General features: G+C 43.5%; 15 protein-coding genes. 7 read left to right on the top strand and 8 right to left on the bottom strand.

Annotation, left to right across the window (positions count from 1 at the left end; genetic code table 11):
* Positions 1–379: 379 nt before the first annotated feature.
* A complete protein-coding gene (locus tag JC606_RS18335; RefSeq protein ID WP_004737753.1) occupies positions 380–841 on the bottom strand; it encodes a TetR/AcrR family transcriptional regulator in 462 nt (153 codons plus the stop codon).
* A gap of 530 nt (positions 842–1,371) precedes the next feature.
* Here JC606_RS18335 and JC606_RS18330 point away from each other — a divergent pair.
* A complete protein-coding gene (locus JC606_RS18330) occupies positions 1,372–1,671 on the top strand; it encodes a YfcZ/YiiS family protein (protein WP_061032207.1) in 300 nt (99 codons plus the stop codon).
* A gap of 38 nt (positions 1,672–1,709) precedes the next feature.
* On the opposite strand, the gene JC606_RS18325 is transcribed toward JC606_RS18330, so the two are convergent.
* Complete coding sequence (locus tag JC606_RS18325; RefSeq protein WP_198779131.1) at positions 1,710–2,006, bottom strand: YnjH family protein; 297 nt, start codon at positions 2,004–2,006, stop codon at positions 1,710–1,712.
* Positions 2,007–2,128: 122 nt separating this feature from the next.
* On the opposite strand from JC606_RS18325, the gene JC606_RS18320 reads away from it, so the two are divergent.
* Positions 2,129–2,728: a hypothetical protein gene (locus JC606_RS18320; protein WP_008215701.1), complete on the top strand. Its 600-nt coding sequence runs from the start codon at positions 2,129–2,131 to the stop codon at positions 2,726–2,728.
* A 104-nt stretch (positions 2,729–2,832) separates the two neighbouring features.
* On the opposite strand, the gene JC606_RS18315 is transcribed toward JC606_RS18320, so the two are convergent.
* On the bottom strand, positions 2,833–3,939 hold the full coding sequence (locus JC606_RS18315) for a 1-acyl-sn-glycerol-3-phosphate acyltransferase (protein WP_032498059.1): 1,107 nt from the start codon (positions 3,937–3,939) through the stop codon (positions 2,833–2,835).
* Positions 3,940–4,114: 175 nt separating this feature from the next.
* Here JC606_RS18315 and JC606_RS18310 point away from each other — a divergent pair, with 175 nt between their 5' ends.
* A complete protein-coding gene (locus JC606_RS18310) occupies positions 4,115–4,741 on the top strand; it encodes a hypothetical protein (protein ID WP_004737748.1) in 627 nt (208 codons plus the stop codon).
* Between the two features lie 151 nt (positions 4,742–4,892).
* Here JC606_RS18310 and JC606_RS18305 read toward each other — a convergent pair whose 3' ends face one another.
* Both JC606_RS18305 and JC606_RS18300 read right to left on the bottom strand, forming a co-directional pair.
* Positions 4,893–5,384 carry a hypothetical protein gene (locus JC606_RS18305; RefSeq protein ID WP_198779130.1) on the bottom strand — a complete coding sequence of 164 codons (492 nt, stop codon included), beginning with the start codon at positions 5,382–5,384 and terminating at the stop codon, positions 4,893–4,895.
* Positions 5,385–5,406: 22 nt separating this feature from the next.
* Entirely contained in the window at positions 5,407–5,928 is a 522-nt protein-coding gene (locus tag JC606_RS18300; protein WP_198779129.1) for a nicotinate-nicotinamide nucleotide adenylyltransferase, read from the bottom strand.
* Positions 5,929–6,037: 109 nt separating this feature from the next.
* Between JC606_RS18300 and nadE the strand changes: the two genes are divergently transcribed.
* Positions 6,038–6,868, top strand: coding sequence for an ammonia-dependent NAD(+) synthetase (nadE, locus tag JC606_RS18295; RefSeq protein ID WP_137408618.1), 831 nt, complete (start codon positions 6,038–6,040; stop codon positions 6,866–6,868).
* 85 nt (positions 6,869–6,953) lie between these two features.
* On the opposite strand, the gene JC606_RS18290 is transcribed toward nadE, so the two are convergent.
* Positions 6,954–8,810, bottom strand: coding sequence for a hybrid-cluster NAD(P)-dependent oxidoreductase (locus JC606_RS18290; protein ID WP_137408617.1), 1,857 nt, complete (start codon positions 8,808–8,810; stop codon positions 6,954–6,956).
* A 218-nt stretch (positions 8,811–9,028) separates the two neighbouring features.
* Between JC606_RS18290 and JC606_RS18285 the strand changes: the two genes are divergently transcribed.
* On the top strand, positions 9,029–9,187 hold the full coding sequence (locus JC606_RS18285) for a YqaE/Pmp3 family membrane protein (RefSeq protein ID WP_004737661.1): 159 nt from the start codon (positions 9,029–9,031) through the stop codon (positions 9,185–9,187).
* 192 nt (positions 9,188–9,379) lie between these two features.
* A complete protein-coding gene (gene pyrC, locus JC606_RS18280) occupies positions 9,380–10,408 on the top strand; it encodes a dihydroorotase (protein ID WP_137408616.1) in 1,029 nt (342 codons plus the stop codon).
* 135 nt (positions 10,409–10,543) lie between these two features.
* Here pyrC and JC606_RS18275 read toward each other — a convergent pair whose 3' ends face one another.
* Complete coding sequence (locus JC606_RS18275; RefSeq protein ID WP_137408615.1) at positions 10,544–11,449, bottom strand: DUF808 domain-containing protein; 906 nt, start codon at positions 11,447–11,449, stop codon at positions 10,544–10,546.
* 174 nt (positions 11,450–11,623) lie between these two features.
* Between JC606_RS18275 and JC606_RS18270 the strand changes: the two genes are divergently transcribed.
* Complete coding sequence (locus tag JC606_RS18270) at positions 11,624–12,550, top strand: M14 family metallopeptidase (RefSeq protein ID WP_198779128.1); 927 nt, start codon at positions 11,624–11,626, stop codon at positions 12,548–12,550.
* Between the two features lie 176 nt (positions 12,551–12,726).
* On the opposite strand, the gene JC606_RS18265 is transcribed toward JC606_RS18270, so the two are convergent.
* Positions 12,727–14,334 (bottom strand): BCCT family transporter, encoded by a 1,608-nt coding sequence (locus tag JC606_RS18265; protein WP_198779127.1) that lies wholly within the window; start codon positions 14,332–14,334, stop codon positions 12,727–12,729.
* Positions 14,335–14,470: the final 136 nt, after the last annotated feature.

Raw genomic sequence — 14,470 nt, 5'->3', positions numbered from 1 at the left:
GATTATCTCTCAGAAGAAGGATCGGTCAACCGATCCTTATCTGATCTACATTGCGATTTTATCGAGGCTTTTTTATTGGTTCATAGCCTCTCTCTCGCCTTAAACTTAATTTTACCAGTAACCATAGCAATGCTCCCAAAACGTCTCACCTCGAGCCTTTGAGGCGCTAGAAATGAACATTATCAGTAGACACTCGCCCAGTTAGATTGGAAAAGATGAGCACAAGGCAAATGTAAGCCTATAAAAAGAAAAGAAATATCGCTATTAGAGAAGCGAATAGACGAGCTGCTTTAGAGAGTGACAAAAGAAAAGAAGTGACAGCTATCAGACGATAGGCACAAAAAAAGCTCCCTCAGGAGCTTCTTTTAGTACGTATTGATTATTGGCTCATACGAATCAGTGATTTACCAATCAACCACTCAAGTTCTTTACCGCTTGTATCACCAAACTGAGTCTCAGTTAGCTTGTAAAGACGATCAATACCGTTTGCCGCAAATTCGTGTGCGTTTTCAGCTGTAACGATATGGTGGAAAAGTAAACGTAAAATTGCTAGGAACTCAGCGTCTTCAAGCGCTTTAACCCAGCTAGCTGAAAATGCATCAAGACCATTTTCGAAATCAATGTGCTCCATGAACATCTTGAAGATTCGACCGTCTAGAGCAGCTGTGAAATCTGTTTTCTTTGGAAAGTGGTGGCTTATACCTGTACGAGAAACGCCCGTTTGCTGACTCAACGTCGTGTATGACATCTTGTCGTAACCCAACCTTAGTAACTGGTCTACAACGGCATCCATAATCTTCTGGATTGTGATTTCTGTATCTTCTTTACTACGCTTTGGCATATTCAGGCTCTTCTCTTTGTAAATCCATCTAACTCAATAAAATGAAGTCAGAATGAAAATTGTTATCAGCATTATGTGAGCAAGGCATTTTTTCGCAAGTATTTCCAATAAAATACCCGCCAGTACTTCGCATAAACAACTTTACAGTGCTGCCTCTTTGGGCACTTTGTCTAATTATTCTTCGAAAGTAACCTTACCGCTCTAAGTGGTTAATCTAAAATAACTACTTAGAATATCAAATACCCAACAATAAATTCATTGTATAAATACCTATCAAGCAATAGATAGTCTTATAAAATTAGTCACGAAGCAACTAACTGAATGATATTCTAACAAATTAATGACACTGCTTTTCAACAAAACATGAGATAGATCACATACATATTTGTCGGCGCGAATGTACATATTCATTTAACCCTGCAACAAACAACATAGCATACCAATGCAAATTAGTTCAAAGATTTTAATTTTTGTAGATACAGTTCAAATTGCTCGTTAGAATAACCTCAAATTTTGTAAGAGGATTATTTATGAGCCAAGATATTGGTAACAACGACGTATGTGAAGCTTGCGGCTGCGCGGGCGAAATCGGGTTCATCATCAAAGAAGGCGACGATGTTGCTGAGGTAACAGTTTACGGTAACTCAAAAGCCCTAATTGAAACTGAATTTGCAAAGTACGTAGAGCTAGCAAAGCAAGTCTCTAGCAATGTTGAGTACGAAGCGTCAGAAATGACGGAAGAAAGCACTGAATTGCACGCTCGCTTCAAGTTTGAAGTTAGTGCAGAAAAGATTATTTTCGAACTTAAGACTCGCTCTCTAGCGCGTTAATATAAGCACTTATATTCTTATTATAAAGACGAGTTAAATTACTCGTCTTTTTTTATTTGTACCCAAGCAAGTGCCCCATTCGTCTCAAAATCATTTTCCGCAGCACACTGAATCACAACACCAGACACTTCTAACACCGCCCCAATGCTGTATGCCTTGTCATCATAATAACAAACTCGTTGCTGTTGACCACTTTGAGTAACCACCACCGCAGCCTTCCCCGGCGTTGAAATTACTTTATTCGCATTGGCAGGCATTGAGCAAAACATTGCACTTGCTACCAAGACGCTCTTAATTATTTGTATATTTACTCTAGTCATCCATTTACCTGCCATTGTCGCTGAATTTCTGATTAGCCAAACGATTTCTATTTTATCTACCGCCAAATGGGTAAAACACTGTGCGAGAATAATTTTTCCATTATAGTGTTAACGTCTATCGTAATAAGAAGCCTGTTATGCTCAGAATAATTGCACTTATTATTGGTTCTTTAACCATAACAAATGTCAGTGCAGAACCAATCGATCACTATCAAATATTGAACCATCTGGACAATTACGGAAACTTATATCTCCGAAATAAGCCTTACACAGCGCTTCCAACCGGTTTAGTGGTCGATGGTAATCTTAATATCGAAAACACCCCGATCACACGTTTACCTAAAGGGCTTGATGTTAACGGCAGCCTCAAGGCTTCTAATAGTCAGCTAACCAGAGTAGCAAGTGGTGTAAAAATCAAAGGCTACGCCGACTTCATGGGTAGCAAAATCACCAGCTGGCCTAAAGGCGTAAGAGTCGGCGGGTTCATTAATTTCACTGACACTCCATTGCAAAGGCTGCCCAACGGCCTACGAGTGAGAGGCGACCTCAGTGTGATTCGCACCCCTTTAACCGAACTGCCGAATGGCATTGTGATTGATGGTGACCTGTATATCGGCGGCTCAGCGATTACTGCATTCCCAGAAACGATGACGGTGAAAGGCAATATCTATTTAGGTGGCAACACCGTCACGACTTGGCCAACAAATTTAGAACTTGGCGGTGCAGTGGCGCGCTAGCCTTGCCTGTGGCTTAGCCTCTTACCATCAAAAAGTATAAGTAAAAAACAAAAAAAGGAGCTCAAGGCTCCTTTTTCAATTCAATCAATTAAGCGAAATCTTCGTTAACCAATGTTCTTCACTGGGTTCGCGTAGCTGTCGATCAAGTACTGACGCGCACCTTTTGGCAACGTTGCTAGCTTGTCTTCGAACTCTTTCTTAACCGTAGCTGTGATCGAGTCATCTTCTTTCTCTGCCGCCAGCAGGTTTACAGGGAACAGCTTGTAGTTATCATGGATCTGACGGTCAATCTCTTCAGCCAATGCTTCTGGAGTCTCAAAGTCTTGATCGATAACCTGACCAAACCCAACGTGGATGCGCCCTTTATTGCCCACGATACCTTGGATAATGCTCTCGATATCTTCAAATTCGCCTTTTTCGTAACTGCCGTTTACATCTTTTTCAAACAGCTCGATCGCTTTAGCCGTATCACAAGGATCATTCTCATATGAGATAGAGACAGGGACAATCTTCAGTGACTTCACGTATTCAGGGAACGCCAGCTTCTGTTTGCGTCCTTCAACATGAAACATTTTAAGGATGGCAGGATCAGTGAAATCATTACCGTCTTTTGCACGGCCTTCTTTCTGAGCGATCCAGATAGAGTTACCAGTATCTAAAGAGTGCTTAATGTAAGAAGAGAGCTGGCCTAACGCTTTCATCATTTCACGCGGCCCTTTAAGCGAGCGCTTAACGATAAAGCTCTTATTCAAGCGCATCAACTCTGTCGCACACGGCTTCTTCAGAAGATTATCACCAATCGCAATACGGCAAGTTTGGTGATTTTGTTGATGCAATGCGTAGTTCACCAATGCTGGATCCATAGCAATGTCACGATGGTTTGATACAAACAAGTATGCTTGATTCACATCCAATGACTCTAAGCCTGTGTACGTCACACCGTTTGTGGTGTTCGCTAACGTGTCACGTAAGTACTTTTTCACTTCAATCTGAATCGATTCAACGCTAGTCAGCTTGCTCCACTTCATTTTTAAGTAAACACGTAGAATTGGGCTCATTAATGCTTGGAACCAAGCTGCGTGATTCGAAAAACGGTAGTTCAGAATCGCACTGATGAATTCTTCATCATTAATAAGACGGTTTAGTGCCGCTGGAATTTCATCATCGCCGTAAGGACGAATATCAACATATGGATCAGTTGGAGAGGTCATTTTTTCATTCATATAATAAAAAGCTAGCTCATTCTACGCGTTGTTTTGACTTCTCGCAGCTACAGAGCCCATACTTTTGACAAGGTCAGACCAGAAACAGTGAAAATAGCCTGTTATTGTTGGCATTCTTTGAGATTAACGGTAATCTTGACGCCCCAAAATTAAGGTACTATCTATGAACTTCGCTATTGAATATACATCGGCTTACTTTTCACACCTGGTGATCACACCACGCAAGAAAGTACTAAAACATAGCCTTGTATCGGTTCAAAGTGGCTTGGTTTTGATCAAACTGGGTAAGCAAGAGTACGCCGTTGAACCAGGCCAAAGCGTTTGGATTCCATTTGACTGCTTAACTTCGTTGACCTACTTCCCTAACACTCAAGTTAGCCGTGTCGATTTCTCTGTTCGACTGACAGATGCTTTCCCACGCCAAGCAGGTTACATCACGCAAACTAACCTCTCTTTGGCGTTGCTAGAGAAGCTAGAACTGACTCACGGCCGAGCTTCAGGTGCTAACAATACCGAGCAAGCGTGCAAAGACATGCTTTCTGTACTCAAGCAAGAAGTGCTGGCATTCAAACCTCTGCTTTGTGAAAGTGCGTTGTCTCAACGATTCAATCAGTGGAACATTGATGACTCTAACCTGCCACAAGAGCACACCTTAGTGATGGTAATGCGCGAAGCGAAGAAGCGCATGCAATCAGGCCAGAAGCGTGCAGCTGTGATCGATGACCTATTCTCAGGTAAAGAAGAAGAGTTTGAACAACTGTGTATGCTGGTGTTTGGTGACGATCTATAGTCGCTAATAAGGCATAATGTCGCTGAGAAAAGCCAATATTTAGATACTAAAAAGCCGCAAAAACTGAGTTTCTGCGGCTTTTTTAATTCTTAGTACTAATTCAGGATAAATAAAAGCTAGATTTACAATCTTATAGAAGAATCGTGTTGGTCTAAAACGGTAACTCAACTTGCATCATCAAATCGGCATCTCTTGAATCGTGCCAACGATAATCAAAACGCATACGAGGTTGCCCTTCTACTTTCTCTCCGAAGCCAATGCTTAATTGCAAACCGTGATTCAAAAGCCACTCTTCAGTAGACATATCATATTGCGCATCTTCTAAGTCTTCAGGAAACCACATCCCTAAGCCAACATAATTTGACTCAAGGCTTTGAGTTAACAGTGGTGCATCTTTGGTTTGAAGTACCCAGTCAGACCAATAGTCTGGTGTGCTCTCGGCTTCGTCTTCACTCATACCAGTTATTTCCAGCATGCGCTCACCAAAAGACTCAATACTCGTGGAAAAATCTAGACAGCTATTCTCATCATCAGAAGTCAGCATGATTGAATCTAAGCTAAAAAAGTCACATTCAGCCTGTGCAGGTAAACTGCATGCTGCAATGATCATCGTCGCTGGTATCGCGCGCTTTAGCATAGTCATCAGACCTCTTGAATTAGTGAATCTACATTATTGTATACAGACCACCATCTTGCAACATCTTTGTAACTGACTTTGTACTCAGTTTTGATACATCGCTTCCACTTATCAACGCATTACGAATGTCTGTGCTACGGATCTTCACCTTCTCTGGGCAAGCCATTACAGACCATCGCTCGGTAATCTCACCTGATTTATAGAAAGATGAGAACTTGAAGAAGTTGTCCGGTCCGATAACAAACGTGAGTTCAGCGTCACCATGTAACTTTTGTAATTCACTGAGTACAGCATAAGTTGTCACACTTTCACCGGGCGTAAACAAACTCTTTTCGATCAATGATAGTTCAACTTGAGCCAATGAAAGATCACTAATAAATGCGTTAACTAACTGACATCTCGTATCAAAGTCTAGCATCTCTTTTCCCCAAGCATGGGCAATACTTGGTACCAGAAGAATCTTGTCGAAATGAGCCAGTGAATCAATCACACTTTTATGCCCTAAGCTCGGCGGATTAAACGCACTACCGAAAATGGCTATTTTTTCCATTATTAATTGCTGCCTTCTCTTTCTAAGCTTGTGCAAAGAGGTTTTTAAATCGAATGATTTAGGTATGATAACACTAGATTTTTAATTTGCTTGCAGGAAAGGAATACGAATGGAACAGTTAATTCGTGACGAAATGCGCGTACTACCTTCAATTGACCCTCACTTCGAAGTGACTCGTCGTGTGGACTTTATCAAAACGAAACTTCAGCAGTCTGGCTGCAAGTCCCTGATCCTTGGTATCAGTGGTGGCGTAGACTCGACTACCTGTGGTCGTCTAGCACAACTGGCTGTTGACAGCTTGAATGAAAGCACAGGCAGCAACGACTACCAATTCATCGCAGTTCGCCTACCTTACGGCGAGCAAAAAGATGAAGATGAAGCACAACTTGCTCTTTCTTTTATTCAGCCTTCCCAATCAGTTTCTGTGAACATTAAAGCAGGTGTTGATGGACTTCACGCGGCTTCTCACATTGCACTTGAAGGAACGGGCCTACTACCAACAGACTCGGCAAAAATCGACTTTGTAAAAGGTAACGTAAAAGCTCGAGCTCGTATGATCGCACAATACGAAATCGCAGGTTACGTTGGTGGTCTTGTGATTGGTACTGATCATTCAGCAGAAAACATCACTGGCTTCTACACTAAACACGGTGACGGTGCCTGTGATTTAGCGCCTTTGTTTGGCCTGAACAAGCGTCAAGTTCGTGAACTAGCGGCAACACTAGGCGCGCCAGAGTTGCTAGTTAAGAAAGTACCAACTGCCGATCTAGAAGAGCTTGACCCACAAAAAGCTGACGAAGCAGCGCTAAACTTAACTTACGATCAAATCGATGATTTCCTTGAAGGTAAAGAAGTACCTCAAGACGTATCAGACCGCTTAGTGAGCATCTACAAAGCAACACAACACAAGCGTCAACCAATTCCAACAATCTACGATTAATGCTTTAAGTTAATCTCAATTAAAAAGGCCGGAAGTTCAGCTTCCGGCCTTTTCTATTTTATGAAGGGAGTGACTTAATTAGCCATTAATCCACAACTTCGATATCGGTTTGAGGCACACTGCAACATGCTAAAATCTGTCCCATGTTGCGTTCATGTTCTTGCAGCGCTGGTACATCCGGTTGATGAACTTGCCCAGACTCAAGGGTCACTTTACAAGCACCACAAAAACCCGCTCGACAACTTGATGCAATAGACACACCCGCCGACTCGGCTTGCTCTAGTAAGGTTGACTGGTTATTACCTTCGAAAAGATAGCCGTTAACACTCAGTTGTAATTGCTTCACGGTTTCTTCAGTAGCCTGAGCGACACCAAATGCTTCGTGATGATAATGCTGAGGGTTAAGCCCCATTTGAATCAGCAGTTTCTTGGCATTATCCATAAAGCCATCAGGGCCACACACGAACGCTTGGCGCTTGTGTAACTCATCAATTTTAGCGACATGAGACACGCTTAAACGACCAGACAAACCATCCCACTCTTTCGTTGGTTGGCTCAATGAATAGATCACACGTAAACCTTCATGCTCTTTGGCGATCTGGTCAATCTCAGCTTGATAAGGAATATCTTCTTCACTGCTGCATTGATGATAGAAAACCACATCATTAATCTGACCATGGTCTGCTAAATAACGAAGCATCGACAGCATAGGCGTGATACCGCTACCCGCAGAAAGCAATAATAAAGGGTGCGTTGGGTTCTCTTCTAAGTAGAAAGCACCATCCGGGTTTTGCGCCACTAAGGTATCGCCAACTTGGAAATGGTCGTTCAACCAATTAGAGATCTGGCCATCATTGACGCGCTTCACTGAAATCGCTAAACGACCCGCGCGAGATGGGCTCGAAGATAACGTGTAACGGCGAGACACTTTTTCGCCATCAATCACCATTTCAATCGGCAGATGCTGACCTGGTTGGTAACTTGGTAAAGAGTGGCTCTCTTTCGCTGGCTCTAACCAAAACGTCGTAAAGTCTCGAGCTATCTCCTCACGCTCAACACAGGTTAGGTGCAGCGACTCTACCCATGTGTCTTCGTAATACTCTTTTTCTTTGGTTTCGAGTACTTCAACCACATCACCTGCTCTAACCAAGCCTTCATTTTTCGCGACTAGGTTTTGACCAAAGAACACGCCACCACGATCATTGGCTCTGAATTTAGAGAAGGTATTCAGTGGCTCTTTTGTCGCTCTTAACTCACCACTGCTAACGTCCACAGTTGTTAGAATACAACGTTCACAAGGCTTCACCGCCTCGAACTCAACCTCACCAATTCGAATACGCTTCCAGCCATCTTCAGCAAACGCTTCAGTGTTTGAGACCACGAAGTTGGTGCGGAACTGATCCATGGAATGCGTTTCAGGACTACGGCGATTCAACTCATCAAGCGAAGCTTGGCTGATGATTAACATCGGGTAACCGTCGGCAAAACTGACGTTATGGCCCAACTTTTCACGAACACGATTCGATTGTTCACCAGAGAAAAGCAGCTCAACACGTACACCCAATACATCACTAAACCAGTCATCAGCTTCGTCACTCGTTGTGTAGGCCGTGAAGCTGTCTTTCCACACTGTTGCTGGCGCTTCTTGCATCTTAAAGTTCGCATACTTAAGGCGCAGTGGCTCTTTATCTTCATAAGTAAAGATCAAACCATCTGGCAGTAAGCTGGAAGACACTTTAACCATTTTAGGATATTTACGCGCCGTAACCATTGAGCCGTCAGCCAATGCCAGCATGAAACGTCTGTCAAAAGTGAGACCTTGTTTTTCAACCCAAGCAGAAGAAAGCGCAATGCCGCCCACTGATTTAACCGGAAACACATTGATTTGAGATAAGGAAGGAGCTTGCTCTGAAGCCTTTCGATCTAGAGGTGACTGCGACATAACGATTCCAATGTTTTTTAGTTTGTCCCAATGCTAACAAATGGTTATAAATAGATAAACTGGCAGCCATTAAACACTTGATACTAAGCGAATATCTTGAGATGTTTAACTCATTGTCTTCTATACATAAAGACAGCAATGCATTAACACTCTCCAGACCTTCTATACTGTGAATACAGTTAGTGCATTGAACTTTCATTGAATAAAAAGGATTTATCATGAACAAACTCGTCATTATCATCTTATGTGTACTGCTTCCTCCTTTGGGTGTGTTTTTCGCACGAGGCGCAGGCAAAGACCTTTTGATCAACATCGTCCTCACTTTCTTCTTCTGGGTTCCGGGAATGATCCACGGGTTGTGGGTAGCGACTCGATAATCCATCTTCAAAAATAAATACCGAATAAAATACGCGGAAAAACAAGCTCCTAACCCTGAAGAGTTAAAAATAGGATGAAATGAAAGTGCTTTTCCACTATCATCCTGTCGCCTAAACGTAAGCGATTGCTTTCACAGATTTCGCAGAGTTTAGGCTCCAACTACATAACACTTCAAATGGTGGGAGCCTTCAATGACACAACTTACGATTACTCGTCCTGACGACTGGCACGTTCATCTACGCGATGGCGAAGTATTAAAAGATACAGTGCGCGATATCAGCCGCTACAATGGTCGAGCGTTAATCATGCCAAATACCATCCCACCGGTAACTGATACCGAAATGGCTCTAGCTTACCGTGAACGCATCATGGCAGAGCAGCCAAGCGAGCAATTCCAGCCTCTAATGGCACTTTACCTAACAGATAAAACAACACCTGACGAAATTCGCAAAGCGAAAGAGTCTGGCGCTGTAGTGGCTGCGAAACTATACCCAGCTGGCGCAACAACCAACTCTGACTCGGGTGTAACCTCTGCAAAGAACATCTACCACGTACTAGAAGCTATGCAAGAAGTTGGCATGCTACTTTTGGTACACGGCGAAGTAACCACGCACGACGTTGATATCTTTGACCGTGAGAAAGAGTTCCTAGACACCGTTCTTGCGCCAATCGTGAATGACTTCCCTAACCTAAAAATCGTTCTGGAGCACATCACAACAGCAGATGCTGCGAATTTCGTAAAGAACGCGAACGACAACGTTGCCGCGACAATCACAGCTCACCACTTGCTTTACAACCGCAACCACATGCTAGTTGGCGGCATTAAGCCACACTTCTACTGCCTACCAATCCTTAAGCGCAACACTCACCAAAAAGCGCTAATTGAAGCAGCGACAAGCGGCAGCAAGAAGTTCTTCTTAGGTACAGACTCAGCACCACACGCAAAAGGTGCAAAAGAGTCAGCATGTGGTTGTGCGGGTTCTTACACAGCCCACGCAGCTGTTGAACTGTACGCAGAAGTGTTTGAACTAGAAGGTAAGATTGAGAACCTGGAAGCATTTGCAAGCCACAATGGCCCTGACTTCTATGGCATCCCACGTAACACAGACACCATCACTCTAGTAAAAGAAGAGTGGAACGTTGCTGAAACCATGCCATTTGGTTCAGACATCGTTGTGCCAATTCGTGGCGGCGAGATGATTGCTTGGTCAGTAAAATAAGTACTCAGAAGGCAAAGTAAATACGTGTAGATACTTCGTAAATACTTCACTTCAACTAAAAAGGGTCACCCGATTATGGGTGACCCTTTTTGTTTAGTATTTAACAAACTCATTGCCTAAGACGTTGTTTAAGCCCTACTTGCCGCGAACCTTCTCTATCACACTCCAAACCGCGACAACAAGTAACCCTGCCACGACACCAATCACGCCATTCAACAAAGTAGGAACAACGGCAGTCGCTATCGTATGCCCGCTGAAGTCCATGATGATAGGTTCAATCAAATGATGAATCGCAGGAACGTTATGAACCACGATACCACCACCGACCAAGAACATGGCAGCCGTACCGACAACTGCAAGCATCTTCATTAGCTTGGGCGCAAAGGAAACAAGCCCATTACCCAGCTTTGTTTTGAATGCGCTACCGTCAGATGTACGTTGAAGATAGAAACCTAAGTCATCCAACTTAACGATCCCTGCAACCAAGCCATAGACCCCAATCGTCATCACAACAGCAATCAAGCTCACGACAATAATCTGAGTCAAGATGCTGGTTCCCGTCACGGTACCTAGAGCAATCACAATGATTTCTGCGGATAAGATGAAGTCGGTACGAATTGCGCCTTTAACCTTTCTCTCCTCATAGTCCTCAATGGACTCACCAGTTTTATCTTCATCTCCTTTGTCGTCATCTTGGTGGACGTGCGGGAAGAACTTTTCTAAGATCTTCTCAGCCCCTTCGAAACAAAGAAATAAGCCACCAATTAACAGCAATGGCATAATCAACCAAGGAATAAATGCACTAATTAATAAGGCGGCAGGCACAAGAATCAACTTGTTCTTGAATGAGCCTTTTGCAACCGCCCACACCACAGGGATTTCTCGCTCAGCAGACACACCCGAAACCTGCTGTGCGTTAAGTGCTAAATCATCGCCTAATACACCTGCGGTTTTCTTCGCTGCAACTTTAGACATCAGTGCAACATCGTCTAGCACTGTGGCTATGTCGTCTAACAATGTGAGTAAACTTGCTCCAGCCATTTTATTGTCTCTTTTAAAGGATTGAACAACAGATAAAATGTAACACTATCAATTCACTCATCAAAGTTATGAGTCTGTAAAAAATAAAGTCACAAACTGTGTTTTCTATTGCCGCCTCAGCGAGACAGGACTAGTCTGTCTGCATCTTTCACGAACATAAAAGAAAAAGTATAGATGAAAAGTGAATACAGCTACCCTATCGGTGAACCTGGAAAAAAATGGCAAGAAGCAGAACGTCAAGCATGGTTTGCTCAAAGAACCATTAAACGCGAATACCAGCAAGAAGTCGTTCCTAAAATCCAAGCATTAGCTGACCGCTTTGATATCGAGCAATACGGCGCACTGAGCTACGCTGAAGCTCGTTTCCCTCTGTTTGCAATCAAGAGCAAAAACTGGGACACATCAAAACCAACCGTTCTGGTAACTGGCGGTGTTCACGGTTATGAGACAAGTGGTGTACACGGTGCGATCAAATTCGCAGATACTCAAGCAGAGAAGTACGCAGCACATTTCAACGTGGTGGTTGCACCTTGTGTTAGCCCTTGGGGTTACGAAGTCATCAACCGATGGAACCCAAATGCCGTTGATCCAAACCGTTCTTTCTATGAAGGTACCCCTGCTGAGGAATCAGCAAACCTACTTGCATTAGTAGCATCTCTACCAGAGGTATTGGTTCACGTTGATCTGCACGAAACGACAGACTCTGATGAAACTGAATTCCGCCCAGCACTTGCTGCTCGTGATGGAATTGAGTACATCGAAGGTATGATTCCAGATGGTTTCTACACAGTAGGCGACACTGAAAATCCTCAGCCAGAATTCCAAGCGGCTGTCATTGCTTCAGTTGAAAAAGTAACCCACATTGCCCCAGCAGATGCAGACGGTAAGATCATCGGCTCAGAGGTGACACAGTACGGTGTGATTAACTACCCAATGAAAGAGCTAGGCCTGTGTGGCGGCGTAACTAACTGCAAGTACGGGACAACGACAGAAGTTTACCCAGACAGCGACAAAGTAACGGATGAAGAGTGTAACGATGCACAAGTTGCAGCTGTCGTTGGTGCTCTAGATTACGTCATTCAACAAGAGCTAAATGCGTAAACGAATAATTTATCTCTAGTGAACGAGCATAAAGTTAAGAAAAGCCACAAGTGACGAATCATTTGTGGCTTTTTTATTTCTTGCTAACGCACATAAAAAACTCCCTTGCACAAAGTACAAGAGAGTTTCTTAGTCAAGCGTCACTAGTGAGTAATTTACCTCACTAGAAAATCGCTCTATTTCACTGTTTCACTTACGTTTGCTTGGCCTTTATCTACTTCTGTAAATAGACCTTTCAGCAGGCTCACACAGCCAATCAGAAGAATGATAGTGAACGGCAGCGCTGCGATAATCGTAATAGATTGCAGTGCTTGAATAGATTGAGTACCACCAATCCACAACATCACCATCGCAATCGCACCTGAGATAACCGCCCACACTACTTTCTGTTTCACTGGTACTTCAAGCTTACCACCAGCCGTCATACCATCGATAACAATCGAACCTGAGTCTAGTGTCGTAACGAAGAACACAATGATCAGTGCTACTGCGATAACCGATAGGATGCTACCAAACGAGTACGCATCTAACATGTGGAACAAGCTTAGTGATACATCTGTGATCCCTTGATCAAGACCAAGTTGACCAACATGGTTAATGACCTGTTCAATAGCCACACCACCAAACACAGACATCCAAGCCGAAGTTACTAGCGTCGGGATAATCAGTACGCAGAACAAGAACTCACGAACCGTACGACCTTTAGAAATACGCGCTACAAACATACCGAAGAATGGTGCATACGCTACCCACCATGCCCAGTAGAACACAGTCCAACCATGTAGCCATGTCGTGTCTTCACGACCAGAGCTTTGGCTCAATGCCAAGATATTTTTCACATAGCCCGTTGCCGCTGTTGCTACAGAATCAAGCACAGTTGTGAAGTTAAGCACTGCAATAAGGCCAAGAAATACAAACGCAATAACCATGTTTAGGTTACTTAGGAACTTAACACCACCGTCCATACCACGAAGTACAGAGATGATCGCCAGACCCATGATCAAAACAATGATAGATTGCTGAAGTAGGATATTGTTTTCCAAGCCAAACACGTGGCTAATACCACTTGCCGCTTGTGTACCACCTAAGCCTAACGAAGTCGCCAAACCAAACAGAGTAACCAGTACCGTTAGCACATCGATCACATCACCCGTTTTGCCCCACACTCGCTCACCCAAGATTGGGTAAAACACTGAGCGCATAGATAGTGGTAGACCTTTGTTATAAACAAAATACGCTAGGCAAAGTGCTGTCATGCCGTAGATAGCCCAAGCATGGAAACCCCAGTGGAATACCGTTGCACCCAGCGCTAACTCACGACCCGCTTCTGTAAAAGGTTCTGCATTAAGCGGAGTACCAAACCAGTTGGTAAAGAACGCGGTTGGCTCAGCAACACCCCAGAAAATAAGTCCAATACCCATGCCTGCTGCGAATAACATCGCGATCCAAGAGGCCATTGAATAGTCTGCCGTCGCGTCTTCACCACCTAAGCGAACTTTACCTAGCGGTGAAAATGCAAGAATAACGGCAAAAATTAACATGATGTTAGCTCCCCACATAAATAGGAAGTCAAACTTTGATAGAACTGCACCCTTGATGGAATCAATTGCCGCTTTGGCATCTGCAGGAGGCAGTGCAAGAAGGGTGATGATGAAGAGAAGAGATAAGCCGACTGAGGCTACGAAAACTGTGTTATGGACATCCATGCCCCATTTACTGACGTTGTCTTGACCAACTTGATAGTCAGTAGAATCAATACTGTACTTTTTTGATTTAAAACTCATAAATTATGATGTTCGCATATCCGATTCAACGAATATAAGGACGCTCTCCATATCCAACTACTACTTGATTGGCTCGCCGCACCGCCTAAATAAAAGGCAATAAAAATCACAATAGTTAGTGATAAATGGACTTACT

This window comes from Vibrio sp. IB15, from assembly GCF_016406055.1.
GTDB lineage: Bacteria > Pseudomonadota > Gammaproteobacteria > Enterobacterales > Vibrionaceae > Vibrio > Vibrio chagasii.
The sequence above is the reverse complement of the archived record's forward strand: the minus strand, read 5'-3'. Positions and strand labels throughout refer to the sequence as shown.

Bases quoted from the DNA above. Each gene is read 5' to 3' on its own strand.
- JC606_RS18270 (WP_198779128.1), top strand. From the start codon at position 11,624: ATGAAAAGTGAATACAGCTACCCTATCGGTGAACCTGGAAAAAAATGG.
- JC606_RS18305 (WP_198779130.1), bottom strand. From the start codon at position 5,384: ATGACTATGCTAAAGCGCGCGATACCAGCGACGATGATCATTGCAGCA.
- JC606_RS18320 (WP_008215701.1), top strand. From the start codon at position 2,129: ATGCTCAGAATAATTGCACTTATTATTGGTTCTTTAACCATAACAAAT.
- JC606_RS18315 (WP_032498059.1), bottom strand. From the start codon at position 3,939: ATGACCTCTCCAACTGATCCATATGTTGATATTCGTCCTTACGGCGAT.
- JC606_RS18335 (WP_004737753.1), bottom strand. From the start codon at position 841: ATGCCAAAGCGTAGTAAAGAAGATACAGAAATCACAATCCAGAAGATT.
- JC606_RS18290 (WP_137408617.1), bottom strand. From the start codon at position 8,810: ATGTCGCAGTCACCTCTAGATCGAAAGGCTTCAGAGCAAGCTCCTTCC.
- nadE (WP_137408618.1), top strand. From the start codon at position 6,038: ATGGAACAGTTAATTCGTGACGAAATGCGCGTACTACCTTCAATTGAC.
- JC606_RS18275 (WP_137408615.1), bottom strand. From the start codon at position 11,449: ATGGCTGGAGCAAGTTTACTCACATTGTTAGACGACATAGCCACAGTG.
- JC606_RS18300 (WP_198779129.1), bottom strand. From the start codon at position 5,928: ATGGAAAAAATAGCCATTTTCGGTAGTGCGTTTAATCCGCCGAGCTTA.
- JC606_RS18285 (WP_004737661.1), top strand. From the start codon at position 9,029: ATGAACAAACTCGTCATTATCATCTTATGTGTACTGCTTCCTCCTTTG.
- pyrC (WP_137408616.1), top strand. From the start codon at position 9,380: ATGACACAACTTACGATTACTCGTCCTGACGACTGGCACGTTCATCTA.
- JC606_RS18325 (WP_198779131.1), bottom strand. From the start codon at position 2,006: ATGGCAGGTAAATGGATGACTAGAGTAAATATACAAATAATTAAGAGC.
- JC606_RS18265 (WP_198779127.1), bottom strand. From the start codon at position 14,334: ATGAGTTTTAAATCAAAAAAGTACAGTATTGATTCTACTGACTATCAA.
- JC606_RS18310 (WP_004737748.1), top strand. From the start codon at position 4,115: ATGAACTTCGCTATTGAATATACATCGGCTTACTTTTCACACCTGGTG.
- JC606_RS18330 (WP_061032207.1), top strand. From the start codon at position 1,372: ATGAGCCAAGATATTGGTAACAACGACGTATGTGAAGCTTGCGGCTGC.